20 protein-coding genes are annotated in these 18424 nt (G+C 59.6%); 15 read left to right on the top strand and 5 right to left on the bottom strand.

The features are described 5' to 3' along the window. Positions 1 to 160: 160 nt before the first annotated feature. Entirely contained in the window at positions 161 to 484 is a 324-nt protein-coding gene (locus ACPYOI_RS02985) for a hypothetical protein (RefSeq protein ID WP_481418355.1), read from the bottom strand. 96 nt (positions 485 to 580) lie between these two features. Here ACPYOI_RS02985 and ACPYOI_RS02980 point away from each other — a divergent pair, with 96 nt between their 5' ends. From ACPYOI_RS02980 to ACPYOI_RS02955, 6 genes are all read left to right on the top strand, one after another. Beyond that, entirely contained in the window at positions 581 to 1009 is a 429-nt protein-coding gene (locus ACPYOI_RS02980; protein WP_481418354.1) for a CoA-binding protein, read from the top strand. A gap of 104 nt (positions 1010 to 1113) precedes the next feature. Further along, positions 1114 to 2397: an O-acetylhomoserine aminocarboxypropyltransferase gene (locus tag ACPYOI_RS02975; protein ID WP_481418353.1), complete on the top strand. Its 1284-nt coding sequence runs from the start codon at positions 1114 to 1116 to the stop codon at positions 2395 to 2397. A gap of 249 nt (positions 2398 to 2646) precedes the next feature. Further along, positions 2647 to 3312 (top strand): DUF5343 domain-containing protein, encoded by a 666-nt coding sequence (locus tag ACPYOI_RS02970; RefSeq protein ID WP_481422526.1) that lies wholly within the window; start codon positions 2647 to 2649, stop codon positions 3310 to 3312. Next, positions 3305 to 3781, top strand: a complete 477-nt coding sequence (locus ACPYOI_RS02965; protein WP_481418351.1) for a TIGR02391 family protein — start codon at positions 3305 to 3307, stop codon at positions 3779 to 3781. Before ACPYOI_RS02970 ends, ACPYOI_RS02965 begins: the two co-directional genes overlap by 8 nt. Before the next feature lie 147 nt (positions 3782 to 3928). Then, the gene (locus ACPYOI_RS02960; RefSeq protein WP_481422525.1) at positions 3929 to 4546 is read left to right on the top strand and encodes a LysE family transporter; all 618 of its coding nucleotides are present in this window, start codon (positions 3929 to 3931) and stop codon (positions 4544 to 4546) included. A gap of 8 nt (positions 4547 to 4554) precedes the next feature. After that, on the top strand, positions 4555 to 4899 hold the full coding sequence (locus ACPYOI_RS02955; protein WP_481418349.1) for a cupin domain-containing protein: 345 nt from the start codon (positions 4555 to 4557) through the stop codon (positions 4897 to 4899). Here ACPYOI_RS02955 and ACPYOI_RS02950 read toward each other — a convergent pair whose 3' ends face one another. Both ACPYOI_RS02950 and ACPYOI_RS02945 read right to left on the bottom strand, forming a co-directional pair. Then, entirely contained in the window at positions 4900 to 5604 is a 705-nt protein-coding gene (locus tag ACPYOI_RS02950; protein WP_481418348.1) for an LrgB family protein, read from the bottom strand. Next, positions 5594 to 6004, bottom strand: coding sequence for a CidA/LrgA family protein (locus tag ACPYOI_RS02945; protein ID WP_481418347.1), 411 nt, complete (start codon positions 6002 to 6004; stop codon positions 5594 to 5596). The genes ACPYOI_RS02950 and ACPYOI_RS02945 overlap by 11 nt, the downstream gene beginning before the upstream one ends. Positions 6005 to 6102: 98 nt before the next feature. Here ACPYOI_RS02945 and ACPYOI_RS02940 point away from each other — a divergent pair, with 98 nt between their 5' ends. The 6 genes from ACPYOI_RS02940 to ACPYOI_RS02915 all read left to right on the top strand — a co-directional run bounded on the left by ACPYOI_RS02940 (position 6103) and on the right by ACPYOI_RS02915 (position 12053). Then, positions 6103 to 6990 (top strand): LysR family transcriptional regulator, encoded by an 888-nt coding sequence (locus ACPYOI_RS02940; protein WP_481418346.1) that lies wholly within the window; start codon positions 6103 to 6105, stop codon positions 6988 to 6990. A 295-nt stretch (positions 6991 to 7285) separates the two neighbouring features. Continuing rightward, a complete protein-coding gene (pstS, locus tag ACPYOI_RS02935; RefSeq protein WP_168829182.1) occupies positions 7286 to 8308 on the top strand; it encodes a phosphate ABC transporter substrate-binding protein PstS in 1023 nt (340 codons plus the stop codon). Positions 8309 to 8387: 79 nt separating this feature from the next. After that, a complete protein-coding gene (pstC, locus tag ACPYOI_RS02930) occupies positions 8388 to 9365 on the top strand; it encodes a phosphate ABC transporter permease subunit PstC (RefSeq protein ID WP_481418345.1) in 978 nt (325 codons plus the stop codon). Positions 9366 to 9367: 2 nt separating this feature from the next. Further along, positions 9368 to 10219 (top strand): phosphate ABC transporter permease PstA, encoded by an 852-nt coding sequence (gene pstA / locus ACPYOI_RS02925; protein WP_481418344.1) that lies wholly within the window; start codon positions 9368 to 9370, stop codon positions 10217 to 10219. A gap of 2 nt (positions 10220 to 10221) precedes the next feature. Continuing rightward, the gene (gene pstB / locus ACPYOI_RS02920) at positions 10222 to 11025 is read left to right on the top strand and encodes a phosphate ABC transporter ATP-binding protein PstB (RefSeq protein WP_481418343.1); all 804 of its coding nucleotides are present in this window, start codon (positions 10222 to 10224) and stop codon (positions 11023 to 11025) included. Positions 11026 to 11282: 257 nt separating this feature from the next. Next, positions 11283 to 12053 (top strand): DUF1194 domain-containing protein, encoded by a 771-nt coding sequence (locus tag ACPYOI_RS02915; protein ID WP_481418342.1) that lies wholly within the window; start codon positions 11283 to 11285, stop codon positions 12051 to 12053. Between the two features lie 13 nt (positions 12054 to 12066). Here the strand turns inward: ACPYOI_RS02915 and ACPYOI_RS02910 are convergent, their stop codons facing one another. Both ACPYOI_RS02910 and ACPYOI_RS02905 read right to left on the bottom strand, forming a co-directional pair. Then, the gene (locus tag ACPYOI_RS02910) at positions 12067 to 13311 is read right to left on the bottom strand and encodes a cytochrome P450 (RefSeq protein WP_481418341.1); all 1245 of its coding nucleotides are present in this window, start codon (positions 13309 to 13311) and stop codon (positions 12067 to 12069) included. A gap of 57 nt (positions 13312 to 13368) precedes the next feature. Further along, the gene (locus ACPYOI_RS02905) at positions 13369 to 14622 is read right to left on the bottom strand and encodes a GGDEF domain-containing protein (protein WP_481418340.1); all 1254 of its coding nucleotides are present in this window, start codon (positions 14620 to 14622) and stop codon (positions 13369 to 13371) included. A 353-nt stretch (positions 14623 to 14975) separates the two neighbouring features. On the opposite strand from ACPYOI_RS02905, the gene clpP reads away from it, so the two are divergent. The 3 genes from clpP to ACPYOI_RS02890 all read left to right on the top strand — a co-directional run. Further along, complete coding sequence (gene clpP, locus ACPYOI_RS02900) at positions 14976 to 15611, top strand: ATP-dependent Clp endopeptidase proteolytic subunit ClpP (protein WP_481418339.1); 636 nt, start codon at positions 14976 to 14978, stop codon at positions 15609 to 15611. A 288-nt stretch (positions 15612 to 15899) separates the two neighbouring features. Continuing rightward, entirely contained in the window at positions 15900 to 17177 is a 1278-nt protein-coding gene (gene clpX, locus ACPYOI_RS02895; protein WP_018857068.1) for an ATP-dependent Clp protease ATP-binding subunit ClpX, read from the top strand. 391 nt (positions 17178 to 17568) lie between these two features. Then, the coding region (locus ACPYOI_RS02890) for an LON peptidase substrate-binding domain-containing protein (protein WP_481422524.1) at positions 17569 to 18424 on the top strand (856 nt) is incomplete at its 3' end.

Here is an 18424-nt window from a genome sequence, read left to right as displayed (position 1 = left end):
ACCTCGGCTATACCACTGAAAAGTAGAGTATATTCTATAGTTTTGCAGTAGTTACGTTTGCGCAAATTCAAGTAGTAATTCAGGCATTCAAGGCCCGGTGAGGGCCGCAAGCCACAGGCTGCAGCCCTTGAGAAACCGGTTTCGCAATCCGTATTCGCCACTACAAATAGTTGTCAGGGATAAAGAACAGCCCTTTTCGGTTGTCTATATCCTCGCAGTAGAGGACCGGGCACGTGGGGTCGTTTCCCGTTGGGATGTTCCTCCACTCAGCATATTCGTGAGCGTCGCAGTAGCGGCTGTTGCGGATATAGCGATCATAGATCGGCAAACCCCTTGGCGAGGTCCAGCGGAAGATAACAGCGCCCTCGTTGTGAATGGCGGCCCGCGCGCTCTGGCAACTCATCGACAAAGGATTGTAGCGGGAAATCGCCAGCGCGGGCGAGGCGACAAGGACCAGCGCCATAGCGAGAGCGAGTTTTTTCATGGGATATTCCTCCTTGGAAAGCCGGATATTATATATACGCCTAAAAAGAACTGCCGGTTTCAATTTACCGCGAAGAATGGATGGAAGAAAAAGCCGATGAATCATGACCGTTATCCAGACGACTACATCGCCGGAATCCTGAAATCGGTAAAGACGATTGCACTCACCGGGGCATCCCCCAATCCGGCGCGGCCGAGCAACGGCGTGATGGGCTATCTTCTCTCGCGTGGCTACAACGTCATCCCCGTCAATCCCGGGCAGGCCGGCAAGCTGATACACGGCCAGCTCGTCTATGCCCGGCTCGCCGATATTCTGGTCCCGGTCGATATGGTCGATGTGTTTCGCGCCTCGGAACATCTCCAGGGCGTGGTGGATGAGTCGCTGGCTCTGCGCACGCTGCCGAAGGTGATCTGGTCGCAGCTTGGCGTGCGCGACGACGTAGCCGCGGCGAAGGCGGAAGCAGCCGGCATCAAAGTTGTGATGGACCGTTGTCCCGCAATCGAAATACCCCGCCTGGCGGCGTGAGTGCACGGATTTTTCTCTTGATGTCCGATGGTTGAAACGCAAAGCGGTTAACATTTGCGGTTCCTAGGCTATGCTCCCGCCATCGATAGCAGAGGGAGAACGAGATGGCGAAGAACGGTCCGGGGTTCAACACGCTGGCAATTCACGCAGGCGCGCAGCCGGACCCGGCAACACGCTCGCGGGCGACGCCGATCTACCAGACGACGGCTTTTGTCTTCGATGATTCCGATCACGCGGCCTCGCTCTTCGGGCTGCAGGCCTTCGGCAACATCTATACGCGCATCATGAACCCGACGCAGGCCGTGCTCGAGGAGCGTGTGGCGGCACTTGAGGGCGGCACGGCGGCACTGGCAGTGGCCTCGGGCCATGCAGCACAGGTCATCGTTTTTCACACGATCATGCGCCCAGGGGAAAATTTCGTCGCGGCGACGCGGCTTTACGGCGGCTCGATCAATCAGTTCGGCAATGCCTTCGAGAATTTCGGCTGGCAGGTGCGTTGGGCAGACGCGGCTGACCCGTCAAGCTTCGAAAACCAGATCGATGAAAAGACGCGGGCAATCTTCGTCGAGAGCCTTGCAAATCCCGGCGGCACCTTCGTCGATATTGCAGCCATCGCCGAGGTGGCGCACAGGCACGGCCTGCCGCTGATCGTCGACAATACCATGGCGACGCCTTATCTCATCCGTCCGATCGAACATGGGGCCGATATCGTCGTGCATTCACTGACGAAATTCCTCGGCGGCCACGGCAATTCCATGGGCGGCATCATCATCGACGGTGGCACCTTCGATTGGTCGAAATCCGGCAACTATCCGATGCTCTCAAGCCCGCGCCCGGAATATAACGGCATGGTGCTGCATGCGACCTTCGGCAATTTCGCCTTCGCAATTGCAGCCCGTGTCCTTGGCTTGCGAGATCTCGGCCCGGCAATCTCGCCCTTCAATGCCTTCCTGATCCTCACCGGCATCGAGACGCTGCCGCTCAGGATGCAGCGCCACTGCGACAATGCGCTGGCGGTCGCCAAATGGCTGAAGGCGCACAGCAAGGTCGCCTGGGTCAACTACGCCGGTCTTGACGACGACCCGAACCGTAGCCTGCAGCAGCGTTATTCCCCCAAGGGCGCCGGTTCCGTCTTCACCTTCGGCGTCAAGGGCGGCTACGAGGCTGGCAAGGCGTTGGTGGAGGGGCTGGAACTCTTCTCCCATCTCGCCAATATCGGCGACACGCGCTCGCTGGTCATCCACCCGGCTTCCACCACGCACCGTCAGCTGACGGACGAGCAGAAGACAGCCGCCGGCGCCGGCCCGGATGTCGTCCGCCTCTCGATCGGCATAGAAGACGTGCAGGATATCATCGCCGATCTCGAACAGTCGCTCTCGAGGATCTGAGGAAAGGCCTTCACGATCAGCGGGCTCTTGTTTAAGCCACGACCTGGATCGTCGCCAAACACCTTCGTGAGAGACGCTCAATAAGATGAGCTGTCGTAACGACGCAGCAATGGCAGGAACGAACTCGAGCCTGCCATTGCGTATTCATGCTCGCATAACTAGAGGACAACCCAATAAGGCGGTTTAGATCGATTGACGATCTACAGTCTAGGGGCCTGACTGAAGCTTCAATGATTCTTGGAGTGTGCCATGGCTTCGCATCCCTACATTTCTGGTCCGGGTAATATCGCGCAGATGATCAGTTTCCTGCGCAAGAATTTTCCGGCAACCGTATCCTCAGACACAGTGAAGAAGTTTCAGCTTGCGTCCAACAACGAAAGCTACGTCATAAACGCACTCCAATTCATTGGAGTGATTGACGAAGAAGGAAAGCGCACCGAGCGTGGTCATAAGGTAATGGTTTTACCTGACGGTGAGTTCGAGAGGGAATTTCAAGAACTCGTACGATCCGCATATTCAGACTTGTTCGACCTGCGTGGCGAAGACGCGTGGACGATGTCCAAGGGGGAACTGACAGGCTACTTCAAAACCGCTGACAAAACGAGTGATGTCATCGGTGGGCGGCAAGCCGGTGTTTTTCAAGTCTTCAAAACACTTGCCGGTATGGAACAAGCTGCTGAGGCGAAGCCCCGCTCGGCAGCAACAAACGGGACCAAAGCCAAAACCACCAAGCCCACGAAGGTGAAAAAGGAAGACGCCGTTTCTCAACCGATCGAGCTTCCTGCGACAAAGAGCAGTCATAAGCGTGACATGGCCCTTACCGTGCGAATTGAAATAAATCTACCCGCAGAGGGGTCTCAGGAAACCTACGACAATATTTTTCGGAGTATAAAGGCTAACCTTATCAATGATTAACGCATTTGCGAACTTCGAAAAGATTGCCAGAAGTTCGAGACATGTCGGCAAACGGTCAGCGATCGAAATACGGTCGATCCATCCCTTCGACGAAAGAAACATACACCCTGACATCGGCCGGGTCGCATTGAAGCTTTTCGATGATGGTCATTACTCTCAAGCCACATTTGAAGCCTTCAAATATCTCGACCTAACGGTCAAATCGTTGTCTAAAATCGAAGACAGCGGCCACAGCCTCATGATGAATGCTTTCTCGGAAAAGAAAGCCAAGATTAGGCTCACGGATATGGTAAACCAAAGCGAAGTAGACGAGCAAAATGGCTACCGTTTCATTTTCGCGGGATCGATGTCAGCGATCAGGAACCCACGTGGCCATGACATCAACGTAGACCCCATCGACCGATGCTTAGATCATCTCTCGATGGCGTCGGTACTGTTACGAAGACTGGAGGAGCGAGAATTTCCGTAGGTTGTTGGGGCAGGTCGTCCTCAACCGATCGGCATGGAGGAACGTGCGGGGTATCATTGCCGACCTCGAGTAGTCGCTCTTGGCCGGGGCGTCGGAAGCCTCTAAGCTCCGAGCCGTAGTCGATTTCCTGGAAAGGCCGCCTTTCTTATGTTCCTGTTTTCCGTTGCAGCCATCTGGGCCGTTGCCGCCATGACGCCGGGTCCGAATTTCTTCATCGTCGTCAGAACGGCGCTGGAGGGGTCTCGGAGTGCGGCGGTAGCCGTTATTGCGGGCGTCATCCTCGGCACCTTCTGCTGGGGACTGGCCGGCTGGCTCGGCATCAGCGCATTGTTCGCGGCCGCGCCCTTTGCCTATCTCTTCCTGAAGATTGCCGGTGGCGCCTATCTGCTTTGGCTCGGCGCAAAGCTCCTCTGGAAGACGTATACGAATGCAGGTTCCTCCGGTGAGCCAGCCACGCGTCCGGCAATCGGCACGAAGCAGGCCTTCTATTCCGGCTTCGTCACCAATCTTGCGAACCCGAAATCGGCCTTCTTCGTCGCCAGTCTCTTTGCGGCAACGCTGCCTGCCGAGCACTCCTGGCTGCACGGTGCCCTGTCGGTCGCGACCATGGTTCTCGTCTCCTCGCTGTGGTACGCCTTCGTGTTCACGATCCTGCGCAACCCCGCGGTCGCCGGAGCCTATGCGCGGGGCCGCCGCGGTATCGATGCCATGGCCGGTGTCATCTTCATGGGCTTCGGCATGAAGCTTCTGACGTCCGCCCGGTAGGAGAACTCATGCCGCACAAGATTGTCTTTGATATCGAGGCTGTCGAACCCGAAGTGGGAGCGCCCGCTGCCGACCGCATCATTGCCGGCGATCCGCAATTCCGCACCTGGAACCTGGAGGAGGCCGAAGGCGGCCTCTATGCCGGCATCTGGGAAGCGACGCCCGGCAAATGGCGCATCGCCTACGACGAGTGGGAATATTTCTGCATTCTCTCCGGCCACTCCATCGTTACCGAGGATGGCGGCGAGCCCGTCCATCTCAAGGCGGGCGACCGGATGATCCTGAGACCGGGCTTCAAGGGAACCTGGGAAGTCGTTGAAACGACTCGCAAGGATTATGTGATCCGCATCTGACTAACGAAGCAGCAAGCTGAGCAGCGGTGCCGCGAGAACGTTCACCAGTCCGACCAGCACCATGACGAGACCGGCGATCGTGCCTTCCTCGGCGCCGATCTGCTGCGCCTTGGCAACGCCTGCGCCGTGCGCTCCCATGCCGAGCAGTGCGCCGCGCGAGAGCGCCGATCTCAGCGGCAGGACACGCAGCAGGGTCTCGCCGAGGGCTGCGCCGAGGACGCCGGTGATGATGACGAAGACGGCGGTCAGGTCCGGCACACCGCCGATGTCGGCCGAAACCGTCATGGCGAAGGGCGTGCTGACCGAGCGCGCCAGTAGGCTGAGCCGCAGGTTGCCCTCGAGGCTGAGGAGGCTCGCAAGCGCCCAGGCGGAGCCCACCGCGACGCCGCTGCCGACGGTGACACCGAGCGCGAGCGCCGGCCAGTAACGCCGGATCGTCGCCCGCTGTTCGTAGATCGGGACGGCGAAGGCAACGGTCGCAGGGCCGAGCAGCATCACCAGCCAGTGGGTGGAGCGGATGTAGTCGGCATAGGTTTCGCGCATCACGACGGCAAGGATGATGAGGAGGGCGGGTGCGAAGACAAGTGGCGACAGCCACAGACGCGGCCAGCGCCGATAAGCCGCCTTGGCGAAAAAGTAGAGCGCAATGGTGATCGCGGACCAGAAGGCGGCGAGCAGCAGCGAAGGGGCGGCCTCAGAGATCATCGGGGCCTCCGCGGGCCGCCGTCAGCTGCAGGACAAGCTCCACGGCAAGCGCCGTCGTACCCATGACGACGAGCGTTCCCGTTACGATGACGGCAAGGACCTTCAGGCCGAGGAGTCCGAGGAACTCGCGATGGTCGAGCACGGCAAGCACGGCCGGAATGAAGAACAGCAGCATTTCCGCCATGAACCACTGCGCGCCCCGGCGCATGGCGGCGGGTTTGATCCATCCGGCGGCAAGCAGCGCAAGCACAAGAAACAGTCCGATGACGCTGCCGGGAACCGGTATGCCCGAGATGTGGGCGAATGCTTCCCCGGTTAACCAGAAGGTCATGATCAGGCCGATCTGGAGGAGGCGGCCCTCCCGTAGACGGGTAATGGAGGCGGTTCGAACAAGGGACATGGCTGCGTTCTCTAAAAACTGCACCATGCATATAAAGCCGGCCGATCCATGAGAAAAATGAATTGATTGAATACAAATAAGTCCATATTGGAATGGACGTGGAATTGCGGACGCTGAGGATATTTGTCGAGGTGGTGCGCCAGGGAGGCTTCTCCCAGGCGGCAAGGACGGTCTTCCTGACTCAATCGGCCGTCAGCAAGGCGGTGAAGCAGCTGGAGGACGAGCTCGGCGTTCTTCTGCTCGACAGGATCGGCCATCGCTCCAGCCTGACGGCGGCAGGCGACATCGTCTACCGGCGCGCACTCCAAATGCTTGCGGAGCAGAGCGACCTGGTTTCCGAATTGGCGGAGCTGCGTGGCCTGAGACGGGGGAGGCTGCGGCTCGGACTTCCGCCGATTGGCAGCGACGCGCTGTTCGCGCCTCTCTTTGCGGTCTACAGGAAACGCTATCCGGGCATCGAGATCCAGCTCGCCGAGCACGGAAGCAAGCGGCTGGAGGAACTCGTGCGCAGCGGCGAGGTCGATCTCGGAGTATCGCTTCTCCCGGTGCCCGACGAGTTCGAATGGCAGGATGTCCGCAACGATCCGATGGACGTGCTCCTTCCCGTCGACCACCCGCTGGCTGACGCCGGCGAAATCGAACTGGCGGCGCTGAAGGACATGCCCTTCATCCTGTTCGACACTGGCTTTGCGCTGAACCCGATGATTCTGGATGCCTGCCGCATGGCGGGCTCCCCGCCGGCGATCGCTGCCCGCTCCAGCCAGATTACCTTCATCGTCGAGCTGGTGGCCTCCGGCCTCGGTATTGGTTTCCTGCCGCGCTTCATCGCCGAGAAGCGGGTGCACGGCCGCGTGCGCCACGTCGCCGTCACCGCGCCGGCGATGGCCTGGCACATGGCCTGGATATGGCGGCGCGGCTCCTACATGTCCGACGCTGCGCGCACCTGGCTGGAGCTGGCTGCCGCGCGGAGCGGTCCTGACGCCTGAGCGCCGCGGTCTCTTCCCGGCACCTTCGCCCCCTTTCGGTATGGCAAAACCAAGGCAGTCCCACATTAAAGTTTTGTAATGTTTCCAATCGTTTGTCGCTAAGCCTTTGATTTCTCGACCTAAGGGTAGGTCGGCTCGCCGAACCGTCGTGCCGCTGTCATCGAACCGTCATCAAACTGTAATGTAGAGCGCCTAGCCCGCCTATTATGGCGGGAATTTCGGCGCTCCAGACAAGTGGATAGCCCCTCCATGGAGCGCTCTCGCCGTTGTTTTGTGCTATTCAGGAAGAGATTAAATGCTCACCAAGAAACTTCTTTCTGCCTGCCTCGGTGCGGGCCTGGCTGCCGTTTTCGCAGTCTCCGCTTCCGCCGCCGACATCACCGGCGCCGGCTCTACTTTCGTTTATCCGGTCCTGTCCAAGTGGTCGGCTGACTACAACAAGCAGACCGGCGACAAGCTGAACTATCAGTCGATCGGTTCGGGTGGCGGTATCGCCCAGATCAAGGCTGCGACCGTCGATTTCGGCGCCTCCGACGCGCCGCTGAAGCCTGAAGACCTGACGGCCGGTGGCTTCGGCCAGTTCCCGCTCGTCGTTGGCGGCATCGTTCCGGTCATCAACGTCAAGGGCATCAAGACCGGCCAGCTGAAGCTGACGGGCAAGGTTCTCGCCGACATCTATCTCGGCAACGTCACCAAGTGGAACGACAAGGCCATCGCCGACCTCAACCCCGGCCTGAAGCTGCCCGATTCGCAGATCGCCGTCGTCCACCGTTCGGACGGCTCGGGCACCTCGTTCAACTGGACGAACTTCCTCTCCAAGGTCAACCCGGATTGGAAGTCCAAGGTCGGTGAAGGCACCGCCGTCAACTGGCCGGTCGGCATCGGCGGCAAGGGCAACGAAGGCGTCGCTGCTTACGTGACCCGCGTCAAGGACTCGATCGGCTACGTCGAATACGCCTACGCCCTGCAGAACAAGCTGCCCTACGCTCTGCTTCAGAACGCCGCCGGCCAGTACCCGAAGCCGAATGCTGAAAGCTTCTCGGCTGCTGCTGCCAGCGCCGAATGGGCCAAGGCTCAGGACTTCTACCTGATCATGACCAACGCTCCAGGCGAAAAGGCCTGGCCGGTAACGGCAACCACCTGGGCGATCATGTACAAGGAGCCGAAGGACGCCGCTCGCTCCAAGGCTGCCTTCGCCTTCTTCAAGTGGGCGCTTGAAAACGGCCAGAAGGAAGCTTCTTCGCTCGACTACGTGCCGCTGCCGGCGACCCTGGTCAAGCAAATCGAAGACTACTGGACTGCCTCCTTCAAGGGCTGAGCCGACCATTATCGGGGCGGGAGCGTGGCTCTCGCCCCATTGCCTTTGAAGCCCCCTCAAAAGCAAGTCGAGTGTTAATATGAGCGAAGCATTGGCATCGCTGCCCGCGGCAAACGTGGGCGCGAAGCGGCGTGACGGCCGGACCGGCGACCGCATTTTCTCATGGATCGTGATGGGCTGCGGCCTGTTCGTTCTCGCGGCCCTGCTGGCAGCCGCGATCTCCATGGCATGGGGCGGGCTTCCTGCCTTCCGCACCTTCGGTTTCGGTTTCATCACCGGCACGGAATGGGATCCTGTCGCGCAGCACTTCGCCGGTCTCGTGCCGATTTACGGCACCCTGGTCACTTCGGCGCTCGCGATGATCATCGGCGTTCCGATCAGTCTCGGCATTGCCGTCTTCGTCACGGAAGTCGCACCGCGCTGGTTGCGAGGCCCGATCGGCGGCGCAATCGAGCTGCTGGCCGGCATCCCCAGCATCATCTACGGCATGTGGGGGCTCTTCACCTTCGCGCCTTTCATGTCGGATTACATCCAGCCGGCATTGATCGACTGGCTCGGCCCGTTGCCGGTCATTGGCCTGCTCTTTTCCGGAGCGCCGATGGGCATCGGCATGCTGACCTCCGGCATTGTGCTGGCGATCATGATCATCCCCTACATTTCTTCGGTCATGCGCGACGTCTTCCTCGTCGTCCCGGCGCAACTCAAGGAATCGGCTTATGCCCTGGGCTCGACCCGGTGGGAGGTCGTGCGCGATATCGTCATTCCGCATACGCGCACAGCCGTCGTTGGCGGTATTTTTCTCGGCCTCGGCCGGGCACTCGGCGAGACCATGGCCGTCACCTTCGTGCTCGGCAACACGCACAATATCGCTATCTCGCTGATGGAGCCCGGCAACTCGATCGCCGCCGCGATCGCCAACGAATTCACGGAAGCCGATACCGACATCTACCTGTCGTCGCTGATCGCGCTCGGTTTCATCCTTTTCGTCGTCACCTTCATTGTCCTTGCCATGGCAAAGCTGATGCTGCTGCGCATTGCGAAACAGAAGGGGGAATGAGCATGGCCGTTTCCAGCTCGCTTTATCGCTACCGGCAAGCAAAGAGCGCAATCGCGTTGACGCTTGCGACACTTGCGACGCTCATCGGCCTCGTATTTCTCGTCTGGATCTTGTGGACGACGCTCCTCAATGGCTTGGAGGCGCTGAGCCCGAAGCTCATCACTGAAATGACGCCGCCGCCGGGCGAAGACGGCGGCCTCGCCAATGCCTTCATGGGCAGCTTGATGATCGTCCTGCTCGCTGTCGTCATTGGCACGCCGATCGGTATTCTGGCCGGCACCTATCTCGCGGAATACAGCCGCGGCAAGAAGATCGGCGACCTCATCCGCTTCGTGAACGATATCCTGCTTTCCGCACCGTCGATCATCATCGGTCTCTTCGTTTATGAGGTCGTCGTGCGTCAGACGGGGCATTTTTCGGGCTATGCCGGCGGCATCGCGCTCGCTTTCATCTTCCTGCCCGTCGTCGTCCGCACCACGGACGAGATGCTGCGGCTGGTGCCGGACGTCATGCGCGAGGCAGCGCTTTCGCTCGGCATCCCGCGCTGGAAGGTGACGGTCAACGTGCTCTATCGCGCTGCCGCCGCAGGCATCCTGACCGGTGTGCTGCTCGCCGTTGCTCGCATTTCCGGCGAAACGGCGCCGCTCCTTTTCACCGCGCTGAACAATCAGTACTGGAGCACGGACATGTCCGAGCCGATGGCGAACATTCCTGTCGTCATCTTCCAATACGCCATGAGCCCTTATGACGAATGGCATGCGCTCGCCTGGGCCGGTGCCTTTGTCATGACGGCGGTCGTCCTTGTTCTGAGCGTGGTCTCACGCACCGTTCTGAATCGCAAAGGTGGCAAATGAAGATGCAGTCATCCCAATCCTTCGACGCCCGCCGGGCAACAAATCCGCTGGCAACCGACAAGCTCGCGCTGGAAAGCGTCAACTTCTTCTACGGCGATACGCATGCGATCCGCGATGTGAGCCTCAACTTTCCGGAGCGGCAGGTCTCGGCTCTGATCGGTCCGTCCGGCTGCGGCAAGTCCACGCTGCTGCGTATCCTGAACCGCATCTACATGCTCTATCCGAAGATGCGCGCCACCGGTTCGGTCAAGCTCGACGGACACAACATCCTCGAACCGGGCTTCTCGATGAATGAGCTGCGCGCCCGCGTCGGCATGGTGTTCCAGAAGCCCGTGCCGTTCCCGATGTCGATCTATGACAACATCGCCTACGGCATCCGTCACCACGAGCGCATCTCCAAGGCGGAGATGGACGTGCGCGTCGAACAGGCGCTGCGGCAGGCTGCCCTGTGGGAAGAAGTGAAGGACAAGCTGAAGGGAAGCGGCCTTGGCCTTTCCGGGGGCCAGCAGCAGCGTCTCTGCATCGCCCGTGCCGTTGCCCTTCGGCCGGAAGTCCTGCTCCTCGACGAACCCACCTCGGCACTCGACCCGATCTCGACGGCGAAGGTCGAGGAACTGGTTGCGCAGCTGAAGACCGATTTCACCATCGTCATCGTCACCCACAACATGCAACAGGCGAGCCGCATCTCCGATAACACTGCCTTCATGTATCTCGGTGAGCTCGTGGAGTACGGTCCTACGTCGCAGATATTCCAGGCCCCAAAGAACAAGCGCACCGAAGACTACATCACCGGCCGCTACGGTTGAGGAAAGGCTGTCGAAGGGTAGTTAACGCAAGATTTCTCTGGAGGATTCTTGCGTCTCTACCATCCAGGCGAGCTAATTCTGGAGTAGTACGGCGTTGAGGGCAGGAAAATGGTTCTTGCCGATTATATTATATTTAGCTAATTTAAGGTGGGTCGCTTTTCTAACATTTAGACAGCCGTCGCCGGCGCGATCGTCGCGCCGGACGTCTTTCGTGCGCGTTTTTCATGCATTTCACAAACGCATTTCGGGAGGGGCACATGCCGGTTCGAAAGCGAGCATGCAGGGGACGCCGCCGGATAGCTACGAAGTGGCTTGCCGGTCTTCTGATTGCCAATGCGAGTTGTTTTCCCGCCCGGGCAGGCGACCTCGTGGATCTGCAATTGGTGATCGCTGCCGACGTATCGACATCGATGGATGCGCAGGAAAAAGCGCTGCAGCAGCAGGGCTTCGCCAATGCCTTCCGCCGCCCGGAAATCATCGAGGCGATCACAGGAGGCAGGAATGGCCGGATCGCGGTCACCTATGTCGAGTGGGGCGGAGACGGGCAAAGGAGGGTCGTCGTGCCTTGGACGATCATCGCCAATGAGGCGGACGCCTGGCTATTCTCGCTGAAGCTTGAAGCGAACTCGCCGGCGAAGATACGCCAGGGCACCTCCATCAGCGGCATACTCTCCTACGCCGATTATCTGATCCGCTTCAGCGGTTACGACGCGACACGCTCGCTCATCAACATCTCCGGCGATGGGGTGAATAACAAGGGACTCGAAGTCGAACCCGTGCGCGCCGGCGTGCTCGCGAACGGCATCACCATAAATGCGTTGCCCATTGTGTATGACGCAATGCAGGGCGGAGAGGAGGAGGCCATCGCACCGGAGGACCTGATTGCCTATTTCAGGCGTGAGGTGATCGGTGGGCCGGGCGCTTTTGCAGAGGCGGTCGCGGCGCCGGAGCAATATTCGGCGGCGATCTACCGCAAGCTTTTGCGCGAAATCTCCAACTCCAGTGAAATCGCAGCGGTCGCGGACTAGCCCGCGATAGACGTCACCAGGCAAGGTCAAGCCGGTCGAGTCCATGGAAGTGGTAGACGTCCTTCACCGTCGGTGGCTTAGCCATCCTGAGGCCCGGCAGCCGCTCGAAAAGGATCGGCAGCACGACATTGAGTTCGAGCCTTGCCAGCGGTGCGCCGATACAGAAATGGATGCCGGCGCCGAATGAAAGGTTCGCTGCCTCGTTCCGATCCGGCTTGAAGGCCAGCGGATCACTGAATTTCGACGGGTCAAGATTGGCGGCAGCGAGGATCATGCTCACCTTGTCGCCGCGCTTGAATGAAATGCCGTCGATTTCGGCTGGCTCCAAAGCCCAGCGCTGAAAGATATGAACCGGCGCGCAGATGCGAAGTGTTTCCTCGACGGTACGCTCCGTCGTCGCTTCATCCTTGAACAGTTCGGCAGGATCATAGCCGCTGTCCAGGATGACGCGGACCGAGTTGCCGATTTGGTGAACGGTCGCCTCATGCCCGGCATTGAGCAGCACGATCGTGGTCGAGACGAGCTCGTCCTCTGTCAGGTACTGGCCCTTGTGCTCCGTGTGGATCATGTGCGTCAGCAGATCATCGCGCGGTTCGGCACGGCGTTCGGCGATCACCGTTTTCACATAATCGGAAAATTCCTTGGCCGCCCGCTCGGCGCCATCCTCATCCTCGCGCGTGCGGCCGAACAGGTACATGCGGATATAGGCGTGTGACCAGGCGAGAAGCTGCGGCCCCGTCTCTTCCGGGATGCCGATCATGCGGGCGATCATCGTAACCGGGATGATGTCGGCGAAGGCGGAAAGCAGCTCGACCTCGCCCTTGTCCTTGAAGCCGTCGATGAGCTTGTTTGCGAGCTCCGCAAGCTCCGGCTTCATTTTCTCGACATGGCGCGAGACGAAGGCGCGGTTCACGAGTGTGCGAAGCCGCGTGTGCTCCGGCGGCTCAAGTTCGAGCAGCGAGTAGCGCTCCGCGAGATCGAAGTTGGAGAGATGCTGCTCAGACTCGGGAAGGCCGAGTTCGTCGCGTGTCGCAATATGCAGGATCTGGCGACCGAAGCGGCGGTCGCGCAGCAATCCGTTCACATGGTCGTAGCCGGTGAAGAACCACTGCTTTTGCTGTTCCCAGTAGAAGGTCGGGCAATGGCTGTGAAGTGCCGCATAGACCGCGTTCGGATTGCCATAGAAAGCCGGATCGCTGCTGTCGAGCGAGACGCGGCGCGTGACGGGATCGATCGAGAGGAACGGCGCTATCATCATCCTGCGAGGCTTAGCGGATTTGCCTGGCCCCGGAAAGATGGATCAGAAAACCAGAAATCAGCTGGCCCGGGCGAACGCACCTATCCGCCGAAGCGCGTCTACCTGGTCATCCACCGTCGGCACCAATTCGCCGGCATTCTTGTCCGTTTCAGCCGAAGGAGGGGCGGCAGCTTCCTCGGCGCCGAAAACGACGCTGCAATTGCGGCCGGCAGCCTTCGCCGCATAAAGCGCGCGATCGGCGGCGGAGATCAGCCTGTCCATGTTGGCGTCGGCGGCGGAACTGATGGCAATGCCGATGCTGACGGTGGCTGGCACGATCGCCTCGGGGGTCGTAATCGGCAAACGGCAGAATTCGGCACGGATGGACTCGGCAAGCGCCTCGGCTTCCGTTTGGTCCGAAACCATTGCGAAGGCCGCGAATTCTTCGCCGCCCATGCGGCCGAAGACCTTGTTCGGCACGAACTGGCGCGCTGTTCTGGCGAAAGCGGAAAGGACGGCATCGCCTGCCTGATGACCGAAGCGGTCGTTGATGCGTTTGAAGTGATCGAGGTCGAAGAGCAGCACGGCAATCTGGCGCTCCGCGGCAAGGGCCCTCTGCTGCAGTGCGTCGAAGTGAGCGAAGAGCCCGCGGCGGTTCCAGACGCCGGTCAGTGAATCGGTGAGGCTCAAAGTGCGCAAATGCCTTTCTGAACGGTCCATGATCAGGCGGCAGGTCAAGGCAAAGGCCATGGTCAGCAGGAAGGCGCTCGCCATGGCAACCGCGCCGCCATAGTTGATCGCCTGCATGTCGCTTGCTCCGCTCACCGCGATCGTCACAGCCCCGGCGAAGCAGAGGCATGCCTGGATGATGAAAACAGCCGCAAGTTTGTGACGCGTGCGTTCGACGCGCGCGCCGGGAAAGCAGACGGCCAAGGCAAGGCCGGTGGCGCCGGTTGCCGACGCAAGATTGTAGAGAATGACGCGATTGCCGTAGTCATCGTAGACCCATGGCAGATACACGCCGGCAAGCCAGATTGCGGGCGGCAGCAGCGCCCACCATTCGATCTTCCTGCGGTCGAGCGCCATGAAGCCCGCAATCCAGGCGCTCTGGCCAAGTAGTGCGATCGCATTGCCCGCGTCGATCGATAGGATATCGGGAATTTCGCCGCGCAGCGCAACCAAGGCAAAACCGCTGCCGCTCAGCAGAAAGCCGAGGCCCCAATAAAGATAGGCTTTGTTACTGGTGTTTTGACGCCATGCCATGAACAGCAGCAAAGCCAGCGTCATGGCTTCCGAACACCAGATCGATAATCCTGTAGCGACATTAAACACGGCAAACCTCTTAAATGCGGGGCATTGTCGCATCCGGAGGTCGCCAGTTGATTAATTGCGGGCATCGTTTGCCCTATATTCGCCATTAGGCTTTCCAAAAGGTAAGCGCCCGAAGCGCGTTGGGGGTTCGTTAATCATCTCGCGGACAAAAACTGTGTTGGCTCTTGCGGGGCTCTCGCGGTGAAGCGGCGGTTAGGAGATAGCCCCCTATACGTTCTTCCTGTCTCCGGTCCGCTTCTTAACGTTATCCTTATGCGCGTCTTGAAGAAGAGGGCAGGGACACTCTATGTAGGGATGAGGCAATTTTCTTTGATTCCCGGCGCCTGCCGGCAAGACGTTGACAAAGGACGCACATGAGAAACCCAGTCGATACCGCTATGGCCCTCGTGCCGATGGTCGTGGAACAGACCAATCGCGGTGAACGCTCCTACGACATCTATTCCCGCTTGCTGAAGGAACGCATCATCTTCCTGACGGGCGCGGTCGAGGACCATATGGCGACGCTCGTTTGCGCCCAGCTGCTCTTTCTCGAGGCAGAAAACCCCAAGAAGGAAATCGCGCTTTACATCAATTCGCCGGGTGGCGTCGTCACTGCCGGCATGGCGATCTACGATACGATGCAGTTCATCAAGCCTGCCGTTTCGACGCTCTGCATCGGTCAGGCGGCTTCGATGGGCTCCCTGCTTCTTGCCGCAGGCCACAAGGACATGCGCTTTGCGACCCCGAATTCCCGCATCATGGTTCACCAGCCGTCCGGCGGCTTCCAGGGCCAGGCGTCCGATATCGAACGCCATGCGCGCGACATCCTGAAGATGAAGCGTCGCCTGAACGAGGTTTACGTGAAGCACACGGGCCGCACCTACGAGGAAGTTGAAAAGACCCTCGACCGCGACCACTTCATGGATGCCGACGAAGCTCAAAGCTGGGGCGTGATCGACAAGGTCTTGACGTCGCGCATCGAAATTGAAGGTGAGACGGATAGTAATTAATAGGGATGGTGTTTTTGCTGCCACAGTTCTATCCCAATTGTGATCGAACTAAGGGTTTCATCTGGTAGCGAAGACGCTAATAGTGGCGATTAATGCTATGTTGAAGTTTCATGACATAGCATTCGGCATTCGAAGGGGAGTTCGTTGCCGCCGGAACCGGCTTGGTTTGGTACCGGTTCTTACCCCCTTAAGCCTTGGCCGGCTGATGCTCCGGTGGGAGCAGGCCGGCGGGCCATTGAGTGGACCGCGATTTCACCTTGAAATGCGGCGTGCTGGAAGGAAAGTGATATGAGCAAGGTCAGCGGCAGCAACGGCGGCGACTCCAAGAATACCCTGTATTGTTCGTTCTGCGGAAAGAGCCAGCACGAAGTCCGGAAGCTAATCGCCGGACCGACCGTCTTCATCTGCGATGAATGCGTCGAACTGTGCATGGATATCATCCGTGAGGAAAACAAATCCTCGATGGTCAAGTCCCGCGATGGCGTTCCCACGCCCCAGGACATCATCAAGGTTCTCGATGAATACGTGATCGGCCAGCGCCAGGCGAAGAAGATCCTGTCGGTCGCCGTCCACAACCACTACAAGCGCCTCGCACACGCCTCCAAGAACGGCGAAGTCGAACTGGCGAAGTCGAACATCATGCTGGTCGGCCCGACCGGCTGCGGCAAGACCTATCTTGCCCAGACGCTCGCCCGCATCATCGACGTTCCGTTCACCATGGCCGATGCCACGACGCTGACCGAAGCCGGCTATGTCGGCGAAGACGTCGAAAACATCATCCTGAAGCTGCTGCAGGCCGCGGATTACAACGTCGAGCGCGCCCAGCGCGGCATCGTCTACATCGACGAAGTCGACAAGATTTCCCGCAAGTCAGACAATCCGTCGATCACCCGCGACGTGTCGGGCGAGGGCGTCCAGCAGGCGCTTCTGAAGATCATGGAAGGCACGGTTGCCTCCGTCCCGCCGCAAGGCGGCCGCAAGCATCCGCAGCAGGAGTTCCTGCAGGTTGACACGACGAACATCCTGTTCATCTGCGGCGGCGCCTTCGCAGGCCTCGACAAGATCATCTCCGCCCGCGGCGAGAAGACCTCGATCGGTTTCGGCGCGACCGTCAAGGCGCCGGACGACCGCCGCGTCGGTGAAGTGCTGCGCGAACTCGAGCCGGAAGATCTGGTGAAGTTCGGCCTTATCCCGGAATTCATCGGCCGTCTGCCGGTTCTGGCAACGCTCGAAGACCTCGATGAGGATGCGCTGATCCAGATCCTGTCGGAACCGAAGAACGCGCTCATCAAGCAGTATCAGCGCCTGTTCGAGATGGAGGATGTGGAACTGACCTTCCACGAGGACGCTCTGCGCGAGATTGCCCGCAAGGCAATCATCCGCAAGACGGGTGCCCGCGGCCTTCGCTCGATCATGGAGAAGATCCTGCTCGATACGATGTTCGAACTGCCGGCGCTGGAAGGCGTCCGGGAGGTCGTCATTTCCGAGGAAGTCGCCCGCGGCTCCGCCCGTCCGCTGTACATCTATGCGGATCGGCAGGACGAAAAGGCAAACGCCTCGGCCTGATGACTGCTGTTTCCTTCGGGTAGATTTAGGGGCTTGCCGTCGGCAGGCCTCTTTCTATTTGAAAAACGGTCGACGCTCCTGTTAATAGTTACTGATAGGGTTGAAAAACGCGCTTGCTGACGTTGCGTAAAGTGCCGTCGTTGGCAATGATGGAATGATTCCGCAGCGGTTCCCGGCCTTGTATGAACTGGTCCGGAAGCAGTAGGTGCCGGCCCGGTTATGCGCTTCCTTGTGGCGTTCCATGACCTGATCACAACCGTGGAATGCAGACGTTAGCGTGGCTTGAAAAGCGTAGTCCGAGCCTCCACTTGTAACCCAAGTGAGAGCACAGGCCGGTCGCATGCGGCCGTGCCAGAGAGCCCGGAAACGGGACGATGGAAAGGAAATAAGAATGACGAAGAAAACGTCTGTAGCGAGCAGCACCGCCTATCCAGTTTTGCCTCTGCGCGACATCGTGGTCTTCCCCCATATGATCGTGCCGCTGTTCGTCGGACGGGAAAAGTCGATCCGTGCGCTGGAAGAGGTCATGGGCTCCGACAAGCAGATCATGCTGGTCACCCAGATCAACGCCAGCGATGACGATCCGGATCCTTCAGCTATTCATAATGTCGGCACGGTTGCAAACGTTCTGCAGCTGTTGAAGCTGCCTGACGGCACCGTGAAGGTGCTGGTCGAGGGCCGCGCCCGCGCCGAGATTGATACCTATACAAGCCGCGAGGATTTTTACGAAGCCCTCGGTCACGTGCTCGAAGAGCCGCACGACGATCCGGTCGAACTGGAAGCGTTGTCCCGCTCCGTCGTGTCCGAGTTCGAGAGCTATGTGAAGCTCAACAAGAAGATATCGCCGGAAGTGGTCGGCGCCGCCAGCCAGATCGACGACTACTCGAAGCTCGCCGATACGGTTGCCTCGCACCTGTCGATCAAGATCACCGAGAAGCAGGAGATGCTGGAAACCACCAGCGTCAAGACCCGCCTCGAAAAGGCGCTCGGCTTCATGGAAGGCGAGATCTCGGTTCTGCAGGTTGAAAAGCGCATCCGCTCGCGCGTCAAGCGCCAGATGGAGAAGACCCAGCGCGAATACTACCTGAATGAGCAGATGAAGGCGATCCAGAAGGAGCTCGGCGACGGCGAAGAAGGCCGCGACGAGATGGCCGAACTGGAGGAGCGCATCTCCAAGACCAAGCTGTCCAAGGAAGCGCGCGAAAAGGCCGACGCCGAGCTGAAGAAGCTGCGGCAGATGAGCCCGA

The organism is Rhizobium sp. SVR5-2C, from assembly GCF_056755115.1.
This window is presented reverse-complemented; position numbering and strand designations above follow the sequence as displayed.